The sequence below is a fragment of the Streptomyces sp. Act143 genome, from assembly GCF_003143935.1.
In the GTDB taxonomy this organism is placed as follows: Bacteria; Actinomycetota; Actinomycetes; order Streptomycetales; family Streptomycetaceae; genus Streptomyces.
Window position 1 is genome coordinate 5,261,089 of sequence record NZ_QFRX01000001.1, and the last position, 22,010, is coordinate 5,283,098.

Genomic DNA, 22,010 nt, shown 5'->3' on the forward strand with positions numbered 1-22,010 from the left:
AGCCGGTTGTCGGAAGCCCCCTCCAACTCCTCCTTTTCGCGGGCTCGTTCGCTCTCGCCGCCTACGCGGGGGTGCGGCTGCTCGCCGACGACTGGTTCGGCGTGGCGCTGTGGATCGCGGGGGCCGCGCTGCTGCACGACCTCGTGCTGCTGCCGCTGTACGCGGTGGCGGACCGGCTGGCCGTGCGCGGGCTGGGCGCGGCGGGCCGCCGGGAGTGGGCGATGTACGTCCGCGTACCGGCCGCCCTGTCCGGGCTGCTGCTCCTCGTGTGGTTCCCGCTGATCAGCGGGATGGTGGACCGGCGCTACCGGTCCGCCACCGCGCTGTCGCCGGACGGCTTCCTCGGCCGCTGGCTGCTGATCACGGCCCTGCTGTTCGGCGGTTCGGCGCTGCTCCTCGTGCTGCGGGTGCGCAGGGCGACGAAGCTGCGTCCGCCGGCCGACCACTGACACTCCCGCTGCCAGCCGCGCGCGTACCGCAGCAGGGCCGGGGTGCCGAGCCGCGCCCAGGGGAAGGGGGCGCCGGTGGTGGTGCGGGCGTCGGTGAGGTGGACGTGGACGCGTTCGTCGATGTCCACGGGGGCCGTCTCGGCGATCAGCAGGCCGCCGGGGCGCAGGAGTTCGGCCGTGCGGTCCAGCAGGGCGCGCGGGTCGCCGCCGATGCCGACGTTGCCGTCGATGAGCAGGACGGTGCCCCAGCGGCCCTCGCCGGGCAGTGGCTCGAAGACCGAGCGCCGCAGGGCCTGGCCGCCGAGGCGGACGGTGTGGTCGACGGCGGCCTCACTGACGTCGATGCCGAGGGCTGCGCGGGCCTGGGCGGCGAGTTCGGCGACGAGGCGTCCGGGGCCGCAGCCGACGTCCAGGACGGTGCCCTCGCAGCGGGCCAGTACCGCACGGTCCACGTCGTCCGCGCGGGCGCACCAGCGTTCCACCTCCAGGGGGAGGAGCCAGCCGTCGGCGCGGCGGAGGTAGAGGGGGCCGTGGCCCGTGCGGAGGGCTGTGGTGTAGGGGTCCGCGGTGGCCCAGGCAGGAGTGGTCATCGGGGGAGGTTCTCCGGCTGCGGGTGCGTGGGGGCCGGTCGCGCCGTTCCCCGCGCCCCCAGGGGGGTGCACTGGGCGAGCCTCGTCGCGAACCGTCCGTGCGGGGCCAGTGATGCCACCGTCTGCGCGTCCCGCGCCGTGTCCACATCCCGCAGCCGCACCATGTCCCGTACCCGCAGCCCCGCCGCCACCAGCCTGCCGCGCTGCACCGCCCCCGTCCACGACGTCGACATCGGCACCCCCCGCAGCAGCCCGGGATCGGGGTCGGCCAGCCCCAGCGCCCAGAACCCCCCGTCCTCCGCCGGGCCGAAGTACGCCTCGCAGTCCGCGAAGTCCACGGACAGCAGCTCCGGCGTCACCTGCGGGGTGTCCATGCCGATGAGCAGGGTCGGGCCGGTGCAGTGGGCGAAGGCGTCCGCCAGCCGTTCGTCCAGGCCGCCCGCGCACTGCCGGACGATGTCGAAGCCGGGCGGCAGCCAGGGGCCGGGGGCCCCGTCGAGGGCCAGGACGCGGCGAGCAGCGGGGGTCGCCGCCACCGTGCGCAGGGTGTCCGTGAGGGACGCCTCGGCGAGGGAGGCGGCCTGCTCGGGCGTGAACGGCGGGGTCAGCCGGGTCTTCACCCGGCCCGGCACCGGTTCCTTGGCGATGACGAGCAGGGTGGTCACCGTACGGCCCTCCCGGCGGTCGGCGCCTCGCCCAGCACGCGGCTCATGTCCCGTACCGCCTGCCAGGTGCCGCGCCAGGTGCCGGTGACCTTCGAGGCGCCGGTGCGCGGCAGGTACGGCACGTCGTGCTCGGTGATCCGCCAGCCCGCGTCGGCGGCGCGGACGACCATCTGCAGCGGGTAGCCGCTGCGCCGGTCGGTGAGGTCGAGGTCGAGCAGGTGCTTGCGGCGGGCGGCGCGCAGCGGGCCGAGGTCGTGCAGGCGCAGGCCGGTGCGGCGGCGCAGCATGCGGGCGAGGGCGAGGTTGCCGGCGCGGGCGTGCGCGGGCCAGGCGCCCCGGCTCCGCGGGCGGCGTCGGCCGAGGACCAGGTCGGCCTCGTCGTCCAGGACCTCGCGGACGAAGGGGACGAGGAGCGCGGGGTCCAGGGAGGCGTCGCAGTCGCAGAAGCAGACCACGTCGGCGGTGGCGGCGGTCAGCCCGGCGTGGCAGGCGGCGCCGAAGCCGCGGCGCGGTTCGGGCACGACGGTCGCGCCGAGGGCACGGGCGAGGTCGGCGGAGCCGTCGGTGGAGCCGTTGTCGACGACGAGGGCGCGCCAGCCCGCCGGAATGCGGCTCAGCACCCAGGGCAGGGCCTCGGCCTCGTTCAGGCAGGGCAGCACCACGTCGACGTCGGAAGGAGTCGTCGTCACGGTCTCACCCTACGAACGCGAATCGGGCATACCGGACTCCTGCTCCTTACGAAACGCGGACGTCCGGGGCCGCGGCCCGCCCGCGCACCGCACCGGCGGGCGCGTGGTGCCAGGCTGGAGGCATGCAGCAGCCGTATCAGGGTGAGAAGACCGCCCCGCGGATTCTCGTCGTCGACGACGATCCGACCGTCGCCGAGGTCGTCGCCGGGTATCTGGACCGCGCGGGATACGTGGTCGACCGCGCCGACGACGGGCCCACGGCCCTCGCCCGGGCCGCCGCCCACCGGCCCGACCTGGTCGTCCTCGACCTGATGCTGCCCGGCATGGACGGCCTGGAGGTGTGCCGCCGGATGCGCGGCGACGGGCCGGTCCCGGTCATCATGCTCACCGCCCGGGGCGACGAGGACGACCGCATCCTGGGCCTGGAGGTCGGCGCCGACGACTACGTCACCAAGCCCTTCAGCCCCCGTGAGCTGGTGCTGCGGGTGGAGTCGGTGCTGCGCCGCAGCAGGCCCGCCGTCTCGGCCCGGCGGCTGGGCGCGGCCGGTCTCGTCCTCGACCCCTCGGCCCGCCGGGCCGCCAAGAACGGCATCGAACTCGCCCTCACGCTGCGCGAGTTCGACCTGCTCTCCTTCTTCCTGCGGCACCCCGGGCGGGCGTTCGCCCGCGAGGACCTGATGCGCGAGGTGTGGGGCTGGGACTTCGGCGACCTGTCGACCGTCACCGTCCACGTCCGGCGCCTGCGCGGCAAGATCGAGGACGACCCGGCCCGGCCCCGGCTGATCCAGACGGTGTGGGGCGTGGGCTACCGCTTCGACCCGGCCGGCGCGCGGGAGGCCTCGTGAACGACACCGTCCTCATCGCCCTGTACGCCTTCCTCGGCGCCGCCGGCACCGGGCTGGCCGGGGCCGCCGTGCTGCGGGTGGTCCGGCACCGGTCGCTGACCGTGTCCATGGCGGTGGTGGCGGCCGTCGGCGTGGTCGCGATGCTGGCCGGGACCCTCGCCGTCGCCTGGGCGATGTTCCTGTCCCCGCACGATCTGACCGTCGTCACGACGGTCGTGGCGATGGCGGCCGTGGTCTCGCTGGCCACCGCGTTCCTGCTGGGCCGCTGGGTCGTCGCCCGCAGCCGCGAACTCGCGGTGGCCGCACGCTCCTTCGGGGACGGCGGCAGCTTCGCCGCGCCCCCGGTGCCCGCGACCGCCGAACTGGAGTCCCTCAGTCGTGAGTTGGCCGCCACCAGCGCCAGACTCGCCGAATCCCGGGAGCGGGAGCGGGCGTTGGAGACCTCCCGGCGGGAACTGGTCGCCTGGATCTCGCACGACCTGCGCACCCCGCTGGCCGGGCTGCGGGCCATGTCGGAGGCGCTGGAGGACGGCGTCGCCGCCGACCCCGACCGCTATCTGCGCCAGATCCGCACCGAGGTCGAGCGCCTCAACGCCATGGTCGGCGACCTCTTCGAGCTCTCCCGCATCCACGCAGGCACGCTGCCGCTGTCGTACGCCCGGATCTCCCTCTACGACCTGGTCGGCGACGCGCTGGCGGGCGCCGATCCGCTGGCCCGGGAGCTCGGGGTGCGGCTGGTGGGCGGGCGGGTCGAGCCGGTGCCGGTGGAGGTGGACGGCAAGGAGATGAGCCGGGTCCTGGGCAACCTGCTGGTCAACGCCATCCGCCGGACCCCGGCCGACGGCACGGTCGCGGTCGCCGCCGAGCGCGGGCCCGACGGTGCCGTGGTGCTGTCCGTCACGGACGGCTGCGGCGGCATCCCCGAGGAGGACCTGCCCCGCGTCTTCGACACCGGCTGGCGGGGCAGCCACGCCCGTACCCCGCCGGCGGGGGCGGGACTGGGGCTCGCGATCGTGCGGGGGATCGTGGAGGCGCACCAGGGGCGGACGACCGTGCACAACATCCCCGGCGGCTGCCGCTTCGAGGTGGTGCTGCCCGCCGCCGCTTCCTGAACGCGGGCAGCACCACCGGTCCTAGGGCCGCATTCCGGCCCGCGCGAACTCCGTCATGCCCTCCTCGAAGCCGACCGCCGGCTTCCACCCCAACGCGCCGCGCAGCCGCGAGGAGTCGGCGGTGACGTGCCGTACGTCGCCCAGCCGGTACTCCCCGGTGACGACCGGCTCGGGGCCGCCGTAGGCACCGGCCAGGGCGCGGGCCATCTCGCCGACGGTGTGCGGGTCGCCGCTGCCGGTGTTGTACGAGGTGAGCGTGCCGGGGGCCGAACCCGCCTCCAGCGCGGCGAGGTTGGCCGCGGCCACGTCCCGTACGTGCACGAAGTCCCGGCGCTGGCAGCCGTCCTCGAAGACGCGCGGCGCCTCGCCGCGGGCGAGCGCGGAACGGAAGAAGGAGGCGACGCCGGCGTACGGGGTGTCCCGGGGCATCCCCGGCCCGTACACGTTGTGGTAGCGCAGCGCCACCGCCGAACCTCCCGTGCAGCGGGCCCAGGAGGCGGCCAGGTGTTCCTGGGCGAGCTTGGTCGTCGCGTAGACGTTGCGCGGGTCGACCGGCGCGTCCTCGCCGACCAGGCCGGGGGCGAGGTCCGCCCCGCACACCGGGCACGGCGGCTCGAACCGCCCGGCGTCGAGGGCGTCCACGGCCCGCGGCCCGGGGCGGACGACCCCGTGCCGGGGGCACTCGTACCGCCCCTCCCCGTACACGACCATCGACCCGGCGAGCACCAGGTGCCGGACGCCCGCGTCCGCCATGGCGGCCAGGACCACGGCGGTGCCGAGGTCGTTGTGGGAGACGTAGTCCGCGGCGTCGGCGACCCCGTTGCCGAGCCCGACCCTGGCGGCCTGGTGGCAGACGGCGTCGATGCCGCGCAGGGCGCGGGCGACGGCCGCCGCGTCCCGCACATCGGCGGCCGGGTCGACGCGGATGTCGTACCCGACCGCGTCGTGCCCGTGCGCGATCAGCGCCTGGACGATCTGGGACCCGATGAACCCGGCACCGCCGGTGACCAGTACACGCATGGGGCCACGCTAGATCCGCGCCCGCCCCGCGCCAGGGGAGCACGCGGGTACGTCATGACTCCGTAAGGGGTTCAGCGGGCGGGTTCAGTGGGCGGGTTCAGGGCGGTGGTTCAGCGCACCGGTTCAGCGGGCGGCTTCGGGGCGGTGGTTCAGCGCGTCGGCTCAGGGCGGGGGTTTGGCGCACCGGCTCAGGGCGGGGGTTTAGCGGGCGGGTTCAGCGGGCGGGTTCAGCGCGCGGGTTCAGGGCGGGGGTTCAGCGCACGAGCTCAGCGCACGAGCTCAGCGCGCGGGCTCGGCGCCCGGGTTCGGCGTGGTTCAGCGCACCGGGAAGCCGAAGCTGTATCCCTGCTCCTTCAGCCAGGGCAGGACCTGGCGCAGGGCCGCCACCGTCTGGGAACGGTCGCCGCCGGCGTCGTGGAAGAGGATGGTCGGGCCGTCCGCGATCTCCTGCCGGACGGTGGCGACGATGGCGTCGGTGCCGGGCCGCTCGAAGTCCTTGGTGTCCACGTTCCAGCCCAGCGGGCGCATGCCGCGGGAAGCGGCGAGCTTGCGGCTGTAGGGGGTGAAGGCGCCGCCGGGAGCCCGGTAGTACATCGGCCGTACGCCCCCGGAGGCCTCGGTGATCATGCGCTCGGCGTCGAGGATCTGCTGCGACTGGTAGGCCTGCGGCTTCTTGTCCATGGTGGTGTCGTGCGACACCGAGTGGTCGCACAGCCGGTGCCCGGCCGCGACGACCTGCTTCACCAGGTCCGGGTACGCCTGCGCCTGGGTGCCCACCATGCAGAACGTGGCCTTCACCCCGTACTGCGCGAGCACGTCGAGGACCTGCGGGGTCCAGACGGGGTCGGGCCCGTCGTCGATGGTGATGTTGACGCCGCGCGTGCCCTGGTCGGAGGCGTGCACGATGCTCACGTCCACTGGCTTGACCGCGCCCGGCGTCGCCGACGCGGTCGCCCTGGGCGCGGAACCGGTGGCACCGGCCTGCGCGGTCCACACCGAGGCGCCGGTGGCCAGCACCGTCACCCCGAGGGCCGCCCCGATGACCTTGCCGTACCAGCCCCGCCCGCCACCGTGCCGCGCCATGTCCGCCCCACTCTCCCGCTGTTGCTCGCCGACCCCCGGCCGTCCGCACGACCACAGGGGAGGACGAGGAACGGTGCCCCGGGGATGCGTCCGTTACGGATCACGGACAATTCCGGGGGAGTTCGCGGACAACCGGGGGAGCAGCCCGCCTCCCCCGGCCCCGTCCGGCGCGGCGCGGGCCGCCGGTACCGTGGTCGCCATGGCCACCACGCCCAGCGACCGTCCGCCCTCTTCGTCCGGCGCGCCGACCGGCGGCGCACCCGACGGGTTCCGCCTCGCCGTGCTGGGCGCCGAGCACGCCGAACAGGTTCTGACGATCTACCGACTCGGCATCGACGAGGGCAACGCCACCTTCGAGACCACCGCCCCCACCTGGGAGCAGTTCGACACCGCCAAGCTGCCCGAGCACCGTTACGTCGCCCTCGACGACAGCGGCAAGGTGCTGGGCTGGGTCGCCGCGTCGCGGGTCTCCGACCGGTGCGCGTACGCCGGAGTCGTCGAGCACTCGGTGTACGTCCACCCCGCCGCCCGCGGCCGTGGCATCGGCGCGGCGCTGCTCCGCGAGCTGATCAGGTCCACGGAGGCCGCCGGGGTCTGGACGATCCAGTCCGGCATCTTCCCCGAGAACCTGGCGAGCCTCACCCTGCACCGGAAGGCGGGGTTCCGCGTCGTGGGCACGCGCGAACGCCTGGGACAGCTCCACGGTGTGTGGCGGGACGTCGTACTGATCGAACGCCGCAGCCGCGCCGTCTGAGCCGGCCGCACCTCACTGCCGGGCCGCCGAAACCTTTCTGGCGTGCAGCACATGACCGTCCAGCGGCAGCGGGGAGCGGCTCACCAGTGTCAGGCCGGCGTCGGCGAACAGCCGGGCGTAGTGGTCGGCACGCCGCTCGCGCCCGCCGACGTTGCACATCATGTGCAGGTCCCAGGCGGTGGCCAGCGACACCGAGCCGTCGTCGGGCAGGACGCGTTCGACGACGAGCAGATCGGCGTGGTCGGGCATCGCCCGGGCGCAGTGGCGCAGGATCTCGCGGCAGCGCTCGTCGTCCCAGTCGTGCAGGACGCGGGACAGGACGTAGACGTCGCCGCCCGCGGGCACGTCCGCGAAGTCACCGGCCAGGAAGGCGCACCGGGTGCCGTGGCCGGCCTCGTCGAGTCGGCGCCGGGCGGTCTCGACGGCGTGCGGGCGCTCCAGCAGGACGCCGTTCAGGTGCGGATGCGCATCGAGGATGCGGCCGAGCAACTCCCCGTTGCCGCCCGCGACATCCACCACCGTTCCGCCGCCGGGCGCCTCGGCCGCGGCGGTGAGCACCGGATGCAGGGGGACCGGGTCGAACATGGCGGACCCGGCGGCCATGGACTGGTCGAAGAGCTCCGCGAGGTGGGGGTCGCGGGCGAAGTGGTCGAAGTGGTTCTCGCCGTGGAGGTGCTCGAAGGCGACCTCGCCCGTGCGGACGGTGTGCCCGAGCTCGCCGAAGGACCGGTAGAACGGGCCGCCGTACATCAGCGCCAGCGCCCGCATCGACCCCGGGGCGTCGGTGCGCAGCAGTGTGCCCGGCCCGGTGAGCCGGAAGCCGTCGCGGCCCTCGGTCACCGCGCCCAGCATCACGAGGTACCGCAGCAGCGTCGCCAGGTTGTCCGGCCGTGCGCCCGCCTTCCGCGCCAGCTCCTCCACCGGCGTGCCCCGTTCGACGTCCATGGCGTCGGGCACCCGCAGCCGCGCGAACGTGGCCAGGGCCTGGGTGGTCCAGGCCCCGGTCAGCAGTCGCAGAAGCGTTTCCGCCGGGTGCTGTGCGCGGTGCTCGTCGAGATGCGCGTCCAGCAGATCGCGGTGGTCGCCGGGCACGTACAGCTCCATCCGCCGGTATCCGGCCTTGCCCTCGGGGGGCGTCCGGAAGTAGAAGACCGTGCCGTTCTCGTGCGGGTTGTAGCCGCCGCCGTCCGGGACCGCTCCGTGGCGCGCGAGGCTCGCGCACAGGCCGCGCAGCACCAGCGGGCCGGGCGCCACGACGTCGAAGGCGACGTGCGCTTCGTGCTGGTGCTCCCGCTCGGCCGCGGCGACCGCCTCCAGCCCCGAGCCCGGCGGCACGGTCAGCGCGAACACCTCGACCGTCCGGTGCGCCCCGTCCGCGCCGACCACCGCGGGACGCAGGATGCGCACGTCCAGCTCGGCGGCCGGCCGCCGGTGCCGCAGGGCCAGCCGCTCGCGTACGACGACACTGGGCCGCGGCGCCGCCCGGGCGACGAGCCCGCAGGCGGCGAGCAGCGCGTCCGACTCGGCCTGGCCGGACGGGCAGACGAGCAGCGCGGCGTGCGAGAAGCGGCAGGCCTCCGAGAGAGCGCGCAGCTCGGGGCCGTCGAGCCCGGGCAGCAGGAGCGGCAGCAGGGTGGCGGTGTCCTGCTCCTTGACGAAGTCGACCGTCGCGAGCAGGCGGGACGTGTCGCCCGACAACGTCGTGATCATTACGGCAAATCCTCAGGTAGGGGGACGCGGGTCAGGAGGGAGGGAGGACGAGGACGAGGACGAGGGCGAGGACGAGGGCGAGGGCGAGGGCGAGGGTGAGGGGCGTCACACGCCGACGTAGTGCTCGGCGAACCAGTCCTGACGGCTGCGGGACGTGCGCAGCGAGGCGAGCCGGGAGTCGCGCAGGCCGTCGTGGAAGGGGGACGGGCCGTCCGGGCCGGACGGCCGGTGCAGCAGCCCGATCATCCAGTGCGAGAACTCCTGCGCACGCCAGATGTGCGTCAGGCACCGCGCGGAGTAGGCGTCGAGCCCGTCGGGGTCGTCGTGGCGCAGGTCGGCGATCAGGGCGTGGGCGAGGTGTTCCGCCTCCAGGACCGCGAGGTTGGCGCCCTTGGCCGCGGACGGGCTGACGAGGGCGGCGGCGTCGCCCGCCAGGAACAGCGAGCCGTGGCGCAGCGGTTCGAGCACGTCGGACTCCAGGTCGACGACGGCCCGCTGGACGAACCGGCCCCGGTGCAGCGGCCCGTGCTCCTTCGCCCGCATCCGCAGATCCAGCTCGTCCCAGACGCGCTCCTCGGACCAGGACCCGGCCCGGGTGCCGCGCTCGCACTGGAGGTAGTAGCGGGTGATCTCGTCGGTCCGCGCCATGTGTCCGGCGAACCCCCGCGCGTGCACCGCGTAGCCGACGGCGTCCAGGCTGGGCGGTGCCTCGGCGAGCAGTCCGAGCCAGGTCACGCCGTGATCGCAGGCATGGCGGCGCACCGCGCCGGGCGGCAGCGACCGCCGGGCCGCGCCGTGCCGTCCGTCGCACCCGGCCACGTACCGCGCCCGCCGGTGGCCGGGCCGTCCGTCGGGTTCGCGCACGGTCACCGCGGGGTGGTCGGTGTCGAGGTCGACGACGGCCACCGCCTCGGTGCCGAACTCGACCCGTCCGCCGGCCTCCAGGAGCCGTGTCAACAGGTCGGCGACCAGCAGCTGCTGGGGGTAGACGGTGTGCCGCTCGCCGCGCCCCAGCCCGCCGTAGTCCAGGCGGAACGATCCTGCCTCGGTGCGGAACTCGCAGGTGCTGTGGGCCTGTCCGTGCCGGCGCAACCCGGCGGCCAGGCCGTGCCGCTCCAGAATCCGTACGGTGTGGGCGGCCAGGAACCCGGCACGCGCCCGCGTCCGGAGGTGCGCGCGCTCGGCCCGCTCCAGGACGAGGCAGTCGATCCCGTTGTCCTGGAGGAGGTTGGCGAGCACGAGCCCGGCCGGCCCGGCACCGAGGACGACGACCTCGGCCGTCATACTCCCGTTCATCCTGTCTGTCACGAGATGGGATGCTAAGTGGAGGAGAGACGTTCATCCGGCCGAATTCACCTGAATGCGGCATCAGTTGGGGCGGGTGTGATGCGCGGCCCGGTCGTCGCGCTGGACCAGATGGACAGGGGAGGGGCCCGCACACTGCCCCTCCGCGGCACAGGAAAGCGCGCTCCATGACGACCCTCCAGCACAGCCGGGCCGGCAGACGGCAGGCCATGCGCCGCATCCGGCCCCGGCGTTCCCCCGCGGCCCCCCTTCTCGCCCTCTCCTGTGCGGGCGCGGGGGCCGTGCTGTGGCTGTGGTGGCACCACACCCCGGCCGTCGCCGCGACCACCGCCGACCGCTTGGTCAACGCGGGCCGGATCACCGGACTGCTGGCCGGGTATCTCATCGCCCTGGTGATCGCCCAGATGGCCCGCGTCCCGGCCCTGGAACGCCGGGTGGGCTCCGACCGGGTGGTGCGGTGGCACGCGAGGAGCGGCCGCCACGCCCTCTCCCTGACCCTCGCCCACGTCCTGCTCACCCTGTTCGGGTACGCGTTGCAGGCGGACACCGGCGTCGTGGCGCAGACGGTCACGGTCGTCACCGAGTACCCGAGGATGGCGGAAGCGGCCGTGGGCACCCTGCTGCTGCTCCTGGTCGGACTGGTGTCCGCGGGCGCCGTACGCCGCCGGGTGCGCTACGAGACCTGGTACTACCTGCATCTGCTCACCTACGCGGCGGTCTACCTCGCCTTCTGGCACCAGCTCGCGACCGGCAGCGAGTTCGTCGCGGACGCCGCCGCCCGTACGGCCTGGTACGCGCTGTACGGCGGGGTCGGCGCCCTGCTGCTCTGGTACCGCGTGCTCACCCCGCTGCGGCTCAACCTCCGGCACCGGATGCGGGTCGAGTCGGTCGTGCCGGAGGCGCCGGGCGTGGTCTCGGTGCTGATCCGGGGGCGGCGGCTGCACCGGCTGGGCGCCGAGGCGGGGCAGTTCTTCCGCTGGCGGTTCCTGACCAGGGGCCTGCGCTGGACCGCGCACCCGTACTCGCTCTCCGCGCCGCCCCGCCCCGACCTGCTGCGGATCACCGTCAAGGCCGCCGGCGGCCACAGCGCGGCGCTGGCCGGGCTGCGGCCGGGCACCCGGGTCTGGGCGGAGGGGCCGTACGGGGCGATGACGGCGGCCCGCCGCAGCCGCGGCAAGGTGCTGCTGCTCGCGGGCGGGGCGGGCATCACCCCGCTGCGCACCCTCTTCGAGACGCTGCCCGCGGCACCCGGCGACCTGACCCTCCTCTACCGGGCCCGCACGGCCGAGGAGCTGGCGCTGCGCGACGAACTGGAGGAGATCGCGGACGAACGCGGCGCCCGGCTGCTGTACGCGGTCAACGGCCCGGACGGGCGCAGGCCCGCGATCACCGCGAAGATGCTGCGCCGGATCCTGCCGGACATCGCGCGTCACGACGTGTACCTGTGCGGTCCGCAGGGCCTCGCCGAGGAGTCGTACGCCGCGCTCCGTGAGGCCGGGGTCCCGCACCGCCGTATCCACCACGAGTCCTTCGTGTTCTGAGGTGCCGCTGTGACACCCCCTGCCCCGGACACGCTGGAACTGCCATGAGGAAGAAGCATCCGTTCCGCCACGCGCTGCTGGCGACCGTCGGCACGGTCTCCGGCATCGTGCTGCTGCTCGCGCTCAAGCCGACGACGGACCCCTCCCTCCCGGCGGCCGCCCCCGCGGCCACGTCACGGACGGCCGTGTCCGCACCGTCGGCCACGTCCGCGGCGCCCGCACCCGTGTCCCCCGCGCCGTCGAAGGCGGACCAGAAGAACAAGCGGACGCCGTCCCCCACCGCGAGTGCCTCGCACCCCCCGTCGACGGCACCCACGAGGACCGGCACCGCCACCCCCTCCGCCCCGCGGACCACCTCCCCGGCCCCCGCCCCCGCCACCCGCACCGTCACCGGCGCCACGGCCGAGACGAAGTACGGCCCGGTCCAGGTGCGCATCACCGTCACCGGCGGCAGGATCACCGCGGCCGACGCCGTCCAGTCCCCCGACGAGACGGCACGCAGCAGGGACATCAACTCCACGGCGATCCCCAGGCTCGACCAGGAGACGCTCCAGGCACAGAGCGCGCGCATCGACACGGTGTCCGGCGCCACCTACACCAGCGCCGGCTACCGGCAGTCCCTGCAGAGCGCCCTGGACCGGGCGGGCCTGTGATCCGTCCCGCTTCGGCGGCGGGCGCGCGGCGAAGGCGCGCCCCTCGGCGAGCCAGGCGCCGAGCCCGTCGTACCCGGTGACCGCGCTCCCGCCGACCACCACCCAGCCGCGTCAACGACCCTGCGGGTCGACACACCCAGCCGCCCGGATACTGCTCCGGTATCTCCCGCTCCGGCACGCCGTCCGCCGCAATCCTGACGCCCCGGTGACGGTTTCTTAGCGCCTCACCGGCACGCAGAGCCCGGGGAACACTGCCGGGAACCGGCAGTGCGAGGGCGCGTGTCCGACGGGCATCATGCCGTGCGGGGAGCACTGCGGATGGTTCCGGTGCCGGGCACCGGCAGGTGCGCGGCACCGGAAACGGCGCAGGCGATGGGGCGTCCACGGGGGCGCCGAGTGCCGGAAAGGGGGCCAAGGATGCGGACACTCGTCGAGGCCGCCACCGGGTTCCCCGTGATCCTGTGCACCACCGCCCTGATCGTGGTCGCGGGGTTCTGGCTGCTGGTCGCGGTCGGTGCCACGGCCGTGCACAGCTTCGACGCGGACCTCGACCTCGACGCGCTGGGAATGGGCGGCGTGCCGGTGGCGGTCGCGATGTCCCTGCTGACGGCGCTCGCCTGGCTTCTCGGCGTGGGCACGGCGCTGATGCTCGACGCGCTCGCGTCGACGGGGGCCGCGGCCGGGGTGCTGCGGCTGGTGGCGCCGGTGGCCGCGCTCTTCGCCGCCTGGCGGCTGACGTGTCTGTTCGTACGGCCGCTGCACCGGCTCTTCCCCGACGAACCCGGCCCCGGCCGCCGCACGGCAGGTGACCGGGCCGCCTGAGTCCCGGATCGCCTTCCCCGGGGCGCCGCTGCGCCCTCTCCCGGGAGTCCCGCGGCTCCCACGACTTCCTCATGCCTGAAGGACGTATGCCATGAATGCCGTCACCCTGGGCATCGGCGTGCTCGTCGCCGCCTGCCTGCTCGCCCTCTTCGTCGTCTCCCAGCTGTTCCGCAAGGTCGAGCAGGGCAAGGCGCTGATCGTCTCCAAGCTGCGCAAGGTCGACGTGACCTTCACCGGCCAGGTCGTGCTGCCGGTGCTGCACAAGGCCGAGGTGATGGACATCTCGGTGAAGACCATCGAGATCACCCGGGCCGGCAAGGACGGGCTGATCTGCAAGGACAACATCCGCGCCGACATCCGGATCTCGTTCTTCGTGAAGGTCAACAAGACCGTCGAGGACGTCGTCAAGGTCGCCCAGGCCGTCGGCACCCAGCGGGCCAGCGACCAGAAGACCCTCCAGGAGCTGTTCCACGCGAAGTTCTCCGAGGCGCTGAAGACCGTCGGCAAGCAGCTGGACTTCACCGACCTCTACACCAAGCGCGAGGAGCTGCGGTACCGGATCATCGAGGTCATCGGCGTCGACCTCAACGGCTACCACCTGGAGGACGCGGCGATCGACTACCTGGAGCAGACGCCGCTCACCCAGCTCGACCCGGCCAACGTCCTCGACGCCCAGGGCATCCGCAAGATCACCGAGCTGACGGCCGTGGAGCACGTCCGCACCAACGAGGCCCAGCGCACCGAGGAGAAGGAGATCACCCGGCAGAACGTCGACGCCCGGGAGGCCATCCTGGAGCTGGAGCGCCGCCAGGCCGACGCCGAGATCAAGCAGAAGCGGGAGATCGACACCGTGCGGGCCCGTGAGGAGGCCGAGACCGCGCGGGTGGTGGAGGAGGAGCGGCTGCGGGCCCAGGGCGCGTTCCTCAGGACCGAGGAACAGCTCGGCATCCAGCGCGAGAACCAGGCCCGTGAGATCGCCGTCGCCGCGAAGAACCGCGAGCGGGTCATCGCCGTGGAGAACGAGCGCGTCGAGAAGGACCGGCTGCTGGAGGTCATCGCCCGCGACCGGGAGACCCAGCTGACCCAGATCGCCGCCGCCAAGGAGGTCGAGGCGGAGAAGCGGGAGATCGCCGAGGTCATCCGGGAGCGGGTCGCGGTGGACCGTACGGTCGCCGAGCAGGAGGAGGCCGTCAAGACCCTGCGCGCCGTCGAGGACGCCGAGCGGCAGCGGAAGGCCGTCGTCATCGCCGCCGAGGCCGAGGCGCAGGAGCAGCTGGTCAAGGACATCAAGGCCGCGGAGGCCGCCGAGCAGGCCGCCACGCACCGCGCCGCCGAGGAACTCACCCTGGCCGACGCCCGGTTGAAGACCGCCGACCTCGACGCCCGGGCCAAGCTGCGGCTCGCCGAGGGGGTGCAGGCCGAGGCCGCCGCCGAGGGGCTGGCCGCCGTGCAGGTCCGGGACAAGGAGGCCGAGGTCATCGAGAAGGCCGGCCGTGCGGAGGCCGAGGCCACCCAGGCGCGGATGCGGGCCGAGGCGGAGGGCGCCCGGGCGAAGGCGCTCGCCACGGCGGAGGGCGCCAAGGCGCAGGCCCTCGCCGAGGCGGCGGGCATCGGGGAGAAGCTGAAGGCCGAAGCCGAAGGGCTCACCGAGAAGGCGGCGGCGATGGCCGCGCTGGACGACGCCTCGCGCGGGCACGAGGAGTACCGGCTGCGGCTGGAGGCGGAGAAGGACATCCGGCTCGCGGGTCTGGAGGTGCAGCGGCAGGTCGCCGAGGCGCAGGCCACGGTGCTCGCCACCGGGCTGGAGAACGCCGACATCGACATCGTCGGCGGGGAGTCGGTGTTCTTCGACCGGCTGGTCGGGTCGATCGCGCTCGGCAAGGGCGTCGACGGGTTCGTCCAGCACTCCGAGACCGCGCGGACCCTGGCGAAGCCCTGGCTGGAGGGCACGTCGAGCTTCACCGACGACCTGAGCCACATCCTGGGCTCGGTCTCCACGGCCGACGTGCAGAACCTGACCGTCTCCGCCCTGCTGATGAAGCTGATGAAGACCGGCGGCGCGAACGCCGGACAGCTCCGGCAACTGCTGGAGAAGGCGGGCGAGCTGGGTGTCGCGGACACGTCGCTCGCCGCCCTGAACGGCAGCAGCAAGGGCTGACCGACCCGTGGTCCGGAGCCGCCGCACGTGGGGAGGGCGGCTCCGGACCACGTTTCTCACCGACTTCCTGAGAGGCACCCATGACCACCGGCCCGGCCACCGGAACGCACGGCACGCTCGACACCGGCAGCTACGAGGTGCTCCGCGACCGCCTCACCGCGCAGGCCGCCGAGCTCGCCCGCCGCGCCGAGGCGCTCAACGCCCGCCGGACCGAGGAGTTCGGCGCGCTGCGGCTCGAACTGGCCGGCACCGAGCGGCTGCGCACCGAGCACACCTGCGTGCCCCGCGACCTCGTCGCCGTCGGCGACACCCTGCTCTTCGGCCACAACGTGTTCCCGGGCCTGAAGCCGGAGACGACCGTCGGCGACGTCTTCGCCCTGCACGACCGCGACCTGAACCGGCTGCCCGACGACGCCGTGCCCGGCCTCCTCGACGACCCGGCCTTCGTCCGCGAGTTCACCGCCCTCTACCGCTACTACCGCCAGGCACACCTGCTCCAACTCCGCCGTGTCGACGGCAAGTTGCTGGCCGTCTTCCAGACCGGCGAGAAGGCAGGCGACATCCGTGTCCTGCGCTGGGCGGTCACCGAGGACGGACAGGCGGCCTTCCTCGACGCGCGTGGCGACCGCGACCACGTCTTCCCGCCCTCCCACGACTTCGAGTGGACCCCGGCCACCCGCGAGGACCACGTCCTCGGCCGGCACCCGCACGTCTCCATCGAAGGCGAGGTCTTCGTCGAGACCGTCGGCGGCACCCTCACCGTCAAGGCCGAGAACAACACCGAGACCGGCGAGGGGATCCACGCCGAGCCGGTCGCCGAGCCGCTCCAGTCCCTCGCCGACGCGGACATCGCGTACGCGCGCGTGGGCGTGCTGATCCTGCTGCGGATCCGCCCTTACAAGGAGGACACCGACCGCCATCTGGTGTTCAACACCCTCACCAGGACCGTCGTCCGCCTCGACGGCATCGGCCAGGCCTGCCGCCGGCTGCCCGAGGACCAGGGCATCGTCTTCCCCGGCGGCTACTGCCTGGCCACCGGCGCCCACAAGACGTACGAACTCGACACCGCCGACCTGGAGTTCGAGCGCGAGGTGCGCTCACCCAACGGCGAGGACGTCCTGTACGCCTTCCACGCGCGCGTGGAGGGACGCAGCCTGCTGCTGCCTTACAACATGATCCGCAAGGAGGTCGCCACCCCGCTGTCCTGCCACGGCTGGGCGCTCTTCGACGACGGCACGCTCGTCGTGCTGCGCGGGGACCCTGCGGGAATCAACGCCGAGCCGCAGCGCGTGCACCCCGTCCAGCTGTGGAACTCCCCCTACGTCTCCGACACCCACGCCGCCGCCCGGCCGGCCGGCACCGGCCCGCTGGCCCGCGTCGGCAACACCGACCTCGTCCGCGGCATCTCCGACTGCCTGTCCCTCACGCGCGCGGTCGCCGAGACGACCCCGACGAGCGAGGTGTACGAGGCGCTGGCCGCCGCCTGCGTCCGGGCCGCCGACACCTACCACTGGCTGGGCGAGCCCGAACTCGGCGATCTCCTCGGCCCGTTGTTGCAGGTCCAGGTCACCGCCGAACAGGTGCTGGCCGAGTTCGAGACCGTGCAGGCCCTCACCCGCCAGGCCGCCGACGCGCTCGCCGAGGCCGGCGCGCGGGTCGCCGGAGTCGTACGACGTCTGCGCGGCGAGGCGCCCCGCAGCGCCGCCGCCTGGGTCACCGGCCTGACCGAACTCCGGCACGCGCAAGGGCACTTGCTGACCCTGAAGGATCTGCGGTACGCGGACACCGCCCGCATCGACGCCCTCGCCGCCGACGTCGAGGCCGACCTGGCCTCCTTCGGCCGGCGAGCCGTCGCCCACCTCGCCCGCGAGGACGCCTTCGCCGACCACCAGGCCGACATCGAGCGGCTCGTCGCCGACGCCGCGGCCCTCACCACCGTCGCCGAGGCGGCCCCTCTGACGTTCCGGCTCGGCGAACTCGCCGACGGGCTGCGCACGGTGACCGAGGTCGTCGCCGGACTCGACATCGCCGACGCCACCGTCCGCACCGGCATCCTGGCCCGCATCGCCGAGGTCCTCGGCGGCGTCAACCGCGCCCGCGCCACCCTCGACGGCCGCCGCCGCGCCCTCCTCGACTCCGAGGGGCGGGCGGAGTTCGCCGCCGAGTTCGCCCTGCTCGGCCAGTCCGTCACCGGCGCCCTCGCGGCAGCCGCGACCGAGGACGCCTGCGACGAGCAACTCGTCCGTCTGCTCGTCCAGGTGGAGAACCTGGAGTCCCGGTTCGCCGAGTTCGACGACTTCCTCGGGCAGCTGGCCGGCCAGCGCGACGAGATCCACGAGGCGTTCGCCGCCCGCAAACAGACCCTCGCCGACGCCCGCGCCCGCCGCGCCGAACGTCTCGCCGACTCGGCCGCCCGGGTGCTGAGGACCGTCACCCGGCGGGCGGTGGCGCTCCCCGACGCGGACGCCGTCGCCACCTACTTCACCTCCGACCCGATGCCCGCCAAGGTCGGCCGCATCGCCGCCGAACTGCGCGAACTCGGCGACCAGGTCAGGGCGGAGGAGCTCGACGGCCGCCTGAAGTCCGCCCGCCAGGAGGCCCTGCGCGCCCTGCGCGACCGCACCGACCTCTACACCGACGACGGCCGCACCCTGCGCCTGGGCAGCCACCGCTTCGCCGTCAACACCCAGCCCCTCGACCTCACCCTGGTCCCGCAGGGCGAGGGCCTGGCCTTCGCCCTGACCGGCACCGACTACCGCTCGCCGGTCACCGACCCCGCCTTCGCCGCCACCCGCCCGTACTGGGACCGCCCCCTGCCGTCGGAGTCCCCGCGGGTCTACCGCGCCGAACACCTCGCCGCCCGCCTCCTGGACGCACACGGCCCGGCCGCGCTCGCCGACACCGACGACCTGCCCGCCCTGGTGCGGGAGGCGGCGGAGGCGGCGTACGACGAGGGCTACGAGCGCGGCGTCCACGACCACGACGCGGTGCTGATCCTCACCGAGCTGCTGCGCCTGCACGAAGGCGCGGGCCCGCTGCGCCACGAGCCCGCCGCCCGCGCCGCCGCCCAGCTGTTCTGGGCCCACGGCACGACCGCCGACGCCCGCCGCGACTGGCAGCGGCGCGCGGTCTCGCTGGCCCGCGCCCGCGACACGTTCGGCCTCGCGCCCGCCATCGACGACCTGCGGCGGGAGCTGGCGCGGGCCATCGGGGGCGAGCGGGCGGACGCCGCCGCCGGGTACCTCTTCGAGGAGCTGACCGGGGGCCCCGACGGCTTCGTCCTCAGCGCCACCGCGCGCACCCTCCTCGACAAGTTCCGCCGGACGGTGGGCACATCGGCCTACGACGACGACCTCGCCGCCCTCGGCGACCCGGCCGCCCGGCGCCAGCTCGTCGAGGCGTGGCTCACCTCGTACACCGCCTCGACCGGCACCGACGTCCCGGCGGGCGACCTGGCCGAGGCGGTGGCGGCCGAGCTCTGCCCCGAGCTGGCCCGCTACGACTGCGAGGCGCCGCTGACCGGGACGGTCGGGGGACTGCTCGGCGTGCACCCGCGTATCAGCGAGGGGAGGTTGACGCTGCGCGTCGACGAGTTCCTGGCCCGCACCCACGCGTTCCGCACGCACGAGGTCCCGGCCCACCGCGCCTACCAGCGCCGCCGCACCGAGGTGGTGGCCGCCGAGCGCGCCCGGCTCCGCCTGGACGAGTACCGGCCCCGGATCATGTCGGCGTTCGTCCGCAGCCGCCTCATCGACGAGGTGTACCTGCCGCTCGTCGGCGACAGCCTCGCCAAACAGCTCGGCACCACCGGCGCGTCCAAGCGCACCGACACCGGCGGCCTGCTCCTGCTCATCTCCCCGCCCGGCTACGGCAAGACGACCCTCATGGAGTACGTCGCCGACCGCCTCGGCCTGATCCTGGTCAAGATCAACGGCCCCGCCCTCGGCCACACCGTCACCTCGCTCGACCCGGCGGAGGCCCCCAACGCCACCGCCCGCCAGGAGATCGAGAAGATCAACTTCGCGCTGGAGGCGGGCAACAACACCCTTCTCTACCTCGACGACATCCAGCACACCGCACCGGAGCTGCTCCAGAAGTTCATCCCGCTGTGCGACGCCACCCGCCGCGTCGAGGGCGTGCGGAACGGCGAGGCGCACACCTACGACCTGCGCGGCAAGCGCTTCGCCGTCTGCATGGCCGGCAACCCCTACACCGAGTCCGGCAGCCGCTTCCGGGTGCCCGACATGCTGGCCAACCGGGCCGACGTGTGGAACCTCGGGGACGTCCTGACCGGCAAGCAGGACGCCTTCGCCCTCAGCTTCGTCGAGAACGCGCTGACGGCGAACCCGGTCCTCGCGCCGCTGGCCGGCCGTGACCGCGCCGACCTCGACGTGCTCGTCCGCCTCGCCACCGGGGACCCGACCGCCCGCGCCGACCGCCTGACGCACCCCTACGCCCCCGCCGAGCTGGAACGGACCCTGGCCGTCCTGCGCCATCTGCTCACGGCCCGCGAGACGGTCCTGGCGGTCAACGCCGCCTACATCGCCTCCGCCGCCCAGAACGACGCCACCCGCACCGAGCCGCCCTTCCAGCTCCAGGGCTCCTACCGCAACATGAACAAGCTCGCCCAGCGCATCCAGCCCGTCATGAACGACGCCGAGCTGTCCGCGCTGATCGACGACCACTACCGGGCCGAGGCCCAGACCCTCACCACCGGCGCCGAGGCCAACCTGCTGAAGCTGGCCGAACTGCGCGGCACGCTCACGCCGGACCAGGCGGCGCGCTGGAGGGAGCTGAAGGCGGCCCACGTCCGCACCCGGACCCTCGGCGGCCCGGCCGACGCCCCGCTGACCCGCGCCGTCGCCGGACTCGCCCTGCTCGCCGACCGCATCGCGGCCGTGGAAGCGGCGATCACCCGCGCCACCGACCCCCGCCACCTCCTGGCCAACCCCTCAGCCCGGCACGCGGCCCGCCCGGGGTCCGAGCCGGAGGAGTGAGTTCCGGCGGACATATCCGCCGAATACCTGCCGAATACCTGCCGAATACCTGCCGCATCCCCCTTCCGCACCGGCGTCCACCGCCTCCCTCCCGAACGGGGCCAATCCGCTGCCCGACCGGCTCCGGATCACAGGTGACAGCCCTGATCACGCCCTGCGGAGGACAACCCATGACGCGCACACCCCCGGCGGCGTCGCACGCACCGGAGACGGGGAGCGGGGTGCGGCGCACGGCCGTGCTGGGGTCCGGGGTGGCGGGGCTGACCGCCGCCCACATCCTGGCCCGCACCCACCACGTGACGCTCTACGAGGCCGACGACCGGCTCGGCGGACACGCCCACACCCATGAGCTGACCTCGCCCGTCGACGGGCGCGTGCACCGCGTCGACTCCGGGTTCATCGTCCACAACCGCCGCACCTACCCGCACCTGCTGCGGCTCTTCGACGAACTCGGCGTCGCCACGCAGGAGTCGGAGATGAGCATGTCGGTGCGGTGCGAGGGCTGCGGCCTGGAGTACGCGGGCGCCCGCGGCCCGGCCGGCCTGTTCGCGCAGCCCCGCAACCTGCTGCGCGGCCCCTACCTGCGGCTCCTGTCGGAGGTGCCGGCCTTCCACCGGGCGGCCCGGCGACTGCTCGCCGAGGGCGGCGAAGAGGGCTTCACCCTGGGCGAGTTCCTCGACCGGCACGGCTTCTCCGCCTACTTCCGCACCCACTTCATGACCCCCGTCGTGTCGGCCGTGTGGTCCTGCGACGCCGCGACCGCCCAGCGCTACCCGGCCGCCTACCTGTTCCGGTTCCTGGAGCACCACGGGTTGCTGTCGGTCGGCGGCTCCCCGGTGTGGCGCACCGTGCGCGGCGGCTCGCGCTCCTATGTCGACCGGATCGCCGAGCGCCTCCCCGAGATCCGCACCGGCACCCCCGTACGGGCCGTGCGCCGGCACGCCGACGGGGCGGAGGTGACGGCCGAGGACGGGACGACCGCGTCGTACGACTCCGTGGTGATCGCGGTCCACCCCGACCAGGCACTGCGGCTGCTCGCGGACGCCACCCCGCAGGAGAAGGAGGTCCTCGGCGCCTTCCGTTACTCCCGCAACGCCACGCTCCTGCACACCGACACCGCGCTGCTGCCGCGTGCCCGCGGCGCCCGGGCCTCCTGGAACTACCTGATGCCGTCGTGCGAGGCGGGCGCCGACCGGGTGCGGGTCAGCTACGACATGAACCGGCTGCAACGCCTCGACGCCGCCGAGAGGTACGTGGTCACGCTGGGCGGCGACGACCGCGTCGACCCCGGCCGGGTGCTGGCCCGGATGGTGTACGAGCACCCCGTCTACACGCCGGAGTCGGTGGCCGCCCAACGCCGACTGCCCGAACTCAACGGCCCCGTCTGCGTGTTCGCGGGCGCGTATCACGGCTGGGGCTTCCACGAGGACGGCTGCCGCTCCGGCACCGAGGCAGCCGCGGCGCTGGGGGAGGTGTGGTGACCCCCGACGCCACACCGACCGCCCCCACGCCCAGGGCATCCGCGGCGACCGTCTCGGTGTCCGTCGACTCCGCGCCCGAGCCACCCGCGTCGGCTGTCTCGGGGGCCGTCGACTCCGTTCCCGAGGCCCGCTCGTC

The 22,010-nt window shown here is 74.1% G+C and carries 16 protein-coding genes; 9 read left to right on the forward strand and 7 right to left on the reverse strand.

The genetic code is table 11. From position 1 onward, the window contains the following. Nucleotides 1–304 precede the first annotated feature (304 nt). The 3 genes from DI272_RS23830 to DI272_RS23840 are packed head-to-tail and all read right to left on the reverse strand — an operon-like array spanning nt 305 to nt 2,393. Nucleotides 305–1,039, reverse strand: coding sequence for a bifunctional 2-polyprenyl-6-hydroxyphenol methylase/3-demethylubiquinol 3-O-methyltransferase UbiG (locus DI272_RS23830; RefSeq protein WP_109497319.1), 735 nt, complete (start codon nt 1,037–1,039; stop codon nt 305–307). Then, nucleotides 1,036–1,704, reverse strand: coding sequence for a DUF2064 domain-containing protein (locus DI272_RS23835; RefSeq protein ID WP_109497320.1), 669 nt, complete (start codon nt 1,702–1,704; stop codon nt 1,036–1,038). Before DI272_RS23835 ends, DI272_RS23830 begins: the two co-directional genes overlap by 4 nt. After that, entirely contained in the window at nt 1,701–2,393 is a 693-nt protein-coding gene (locus DI272_RS23840; protein ID WP_109497321.1) for a glycosyltransferase family 2 protein, read from the reverse strand. The genes DI272_RS23835 and DI272_RS23840 overlap by 4 nt, the downstream gene beginning before the upstream one ends. A gap of 122 nt (nt 2,394–2,515) precedes the next feature. Here DI272_RS23840 and DI272_RS23845 point away from each other — a divergent pair, with 122 nt between their 5' ends. Together DI272_RS23845 and DI272_RS23850 are read left to right on the forward strand one after the other, a co-directional pair. Beyond that, on the forward strand, nt 2,516–3,238 hold the full coding sequence (locus DI272_RS23845; protein WP_109497322.1) for a response regulator transcription factor: 723 nt from the start codon (nt 2,516–2,518) through the stop codon (nt 3,236–3,238). Then, nucleotides 3,235–4,350: a sensor histidine kinase KdpD gene (locus tag DI272_RS23850; RefSeq protein WP_109497323.1), complete on the forward strand. Its 1,116-nt coding sequence runs from the start codon at nt 3,235–3,237 to the stop codon at nt 4,348–4,350. Before DI272_RS23845 ends, DI272_RS23850 begins: the two co-directional genes overlap by 4 nt. 21 nt (nt 4,351–4,371) lie before the next feature. Here DI272_RS23850 and DI272_RS23855 read toward each other — a convergent pair whose 3' ends face one another. Next, complete coding sequence (locus tag DI272_RS23855; protein WP_109497324.1) at nt 4,372–5,370, reverse strand: NAD(P)-dependent oxidoreductase; 999 nt, start codon at nt 5,368–5,370, stop codon at nt 4,372–4,374. A gap of 315 nt (nt 5,371–5,685) precedes the next feature. Next, nucleotides 5,686–6,453, reverse strand: coding sequence for a polysaccharide deacetylase family protein (locus DI272_RS23860; protein WP_109497325.1), 768 nt, complete (start codon nt 6,451–6,453; stop codon nt 5,686–5,688). A gap of 199 nt (nt 6,454–6,652) precedes the next feature. Here DI272_RS23860 and DI272_RS23865 point away from each other — a divergent pair, with 199 nt between their 5' ends. Then, entirely contained in the window at nt 6,653–7,207 is a 555-nt protein-coding gene (locus DI272_RS23865) for a GNAT family N-acetyltransferase (protein WP_109497326.1), read from the forward strand. A 12-nt stretch (nt 7,208–7,219) separates the two neighbouring features. Here the strand turns inward: DI272_RS23865 and DI272_RS23870 are convergent, their stop codons facing one another. Together DI272_RS23870 and DI272_RS23875 are read right to left on the reverse strand one after the other, a co-directional pair. Then, the gene (locus DI272_RS23870; protein ID WP_109497327.1) at nt 7,220–8,917 is read right to left on the reverse strand and encodes a methyltransferase; all 1,698 of its coding nucleotides are present in this window, start codon (nt 8,915–8,917) and stop codon (nt 7,220–7,222) included. Nucleotides 8,918–9,022: 105 nt separating this feature from the next. Then, a complete protein-coding gene (locus DI272_RS23875; protein ID WP_109497328.1) occupies nt 9,023–10,213 on the reverse strand; it encodes a 4-hydroxybenzoate 3-monooxygenase in 1,191 nt (396 codons plus the stop codon). A gap of 176 nt (nt 10,214–10,389) precedes the next feature. Between DI272_RS23875 and DI272_RS23880 the strand changes: the two genes are divergently transcribed. The 6 genes from DI272_RS23880 (at nt 10,390) to DI272_RS23905 (ending at nt 21,874) form a co-directional block, all read left to right on the forward strand. Further along, a complete protein-coding gene (locus DI272_RS23880; protein ID WP_181387303.1) occupies nt 10,390–11,763 on the forward strand; it encodes a ferric reductase-like transmembrane domain-containing protein in 1,374 nt (457 codons plus the stop codon). Nucleotides 11,764–11,807: 44 nt separating this feature from the next. Then, nucleotides 11,808–12,416, forward strand: coding sequence for an FMN-binding protein (locus DI272_RS23885; protein WP_109497329.1), 609 nt, complete (start codon nt 11,808–11,810; stop codon nt 12,414–12,416). Nucleotides 12,417–12,833: 417 nt separating this feature from the next. After that, a complete protein-coding gene (locus tag DI272_RS23890; protein WP_109497330.1) occupies nt 12,834–13,238 on the forward strand; it encodes a hypothetical protein in 405 nt (134 codons plus the stop codon). Between the two features lie 91 nt (nt 13,239–13,329). Next, nucleotides 13,330–15,396 carry a hypothetical protein gene (locus DI272_RS23895; protein ID WP_109497331.1) on the forward strand — a complete coding sequence of 689 codons (2,067 nt, stop codon included), beginning with the start codon at nt 13,330–13,332 and terminating at the stop codon, nt 15,394–15,396. Nucleotides 15,397–15,476: 80 nt separating this feature from the next. Beyond that, complete coding sequence (locus DI272_RS23900) at nt 15,477–20,393, forward strand: DNA repair ATPase (protein ID WP_109497332.1); 4,917 nt, start codon at nt 15,477–15,479, stop codon at nt 20,391–20,393. A gap of 170 nt (nt 20,394–20,563) precedes the next feature. After that, a complete protein-coding gene (locus DI272_RS23905; RefSeq protein ID WP_109497333.1) occupies nt 20,564–21,874 on the forward strand; it encodes an NAD(P)/FAD-dependent oxidoreductase in 1,311 nt (436 codons plus the stop codon). Nucleotides 21,875–22,010 lie beyond the last annotated feature (136 nt).

What these genes read in the sequence shown, in the direction of transcription:
- DI272_RS23830 (WP_109497319.1), bottom strand. Translation starts at nt 1,039, where the DNA reads ATGACCACTCCTGCCTGGGCCACCGCGGACCCCTACACCACAGCCCTC.
- DI272_RS23845 (WP_109497322.1), top strand. Translation starts at nt 2,516, where the DNA reads ATGCAGCAGCCGTATCAGGGTGAGAAGACCGCCCCGCGGATTCTCGTC.
- DI272_RS23855 (WP_109497324.1), bottom strand. Translation starts at nt 5,370, where the DNA reads ATGCGTGTACTGGTCACCGGCGGTGCCGGGTTCATCGGGTCCCAGATC.
- DI272_RS23860 (WP_109497325.1), bottom strand. Translation starts at nt 6,453, where the DNA reads ATGGCGCGGCACGGTGGCGGGCGGGGCTGGTACGGCAAGGTCATCGGG.
- DI272_RS23865 (WP_109497326.1), top strand. Translation starts at nt 6,653, where the DNA reads ATGGCCACCACGCCCAGCGACCGTCCGCCCTCTTCGTCCGGCGCGCCG.
- DI272_RS23870 (WP_109497327.1), bottom strand. Translation starts at nt 8,917, where the DNA reads ATGATCACGACGTTGTCGGGCGACACGTCCCGCCTGCTCGCGACGGTC.
- DI272_RS23875 (WP_109497328.1), bottom strand. Translation starts at nt 10,213, where the DNA reads ATGAACGGGAGTATGACGGCCGAGGTCGTCGTCCTCGGTGCCGGGCCG.
- DI272_RS23880 (WP_181387303.1), top strand. Translation starts at nt 10,390, where the DNA reads ATGACGACCCTCCAGCACAGCCGGGCCGGCAGACGGCAGGCCATGCGC.
- DI272_RS23885 (WP_109497329.1), top strand. Translation starts at nt 11,808, where the DNA reads ATGAGGAAGAAGCATCCGTTCCGCCACGCGCTGCTGGCGACCGTCGGC.
- DI272_RS23890 (WP_109497330.1), top strand. Translation starts at nt 12,834, where the DNA reads ATGCGGACACTCGTCGAGGCCGCCACCGGGTTCCCCGTGATCCTGTGC.
- DI272_RS23895 (WP_109497331.1), top strand. Translation starts at nt 13,330, where the DNA reads ATGAATGCCGTCACCCTGGGCATCGGCGTGCTCGTCGCCGCCTGCCTG.
- DI272_RS23900 (WP_109497332.1), top strand. Translation starts at nt 15,477, where the DNA reads ATGACCACCGGCCCGGCCACCGGAACGCACGGCACGCTCGACACCGGC.
- DI272_RS23905 (WP_109497333.1), top strand. Translation starts at nt 20,564, where the DNA reads ATGACGCGCACACCCCCGGCGGCGTCGCACGCACCGGAGACGGGGAGC.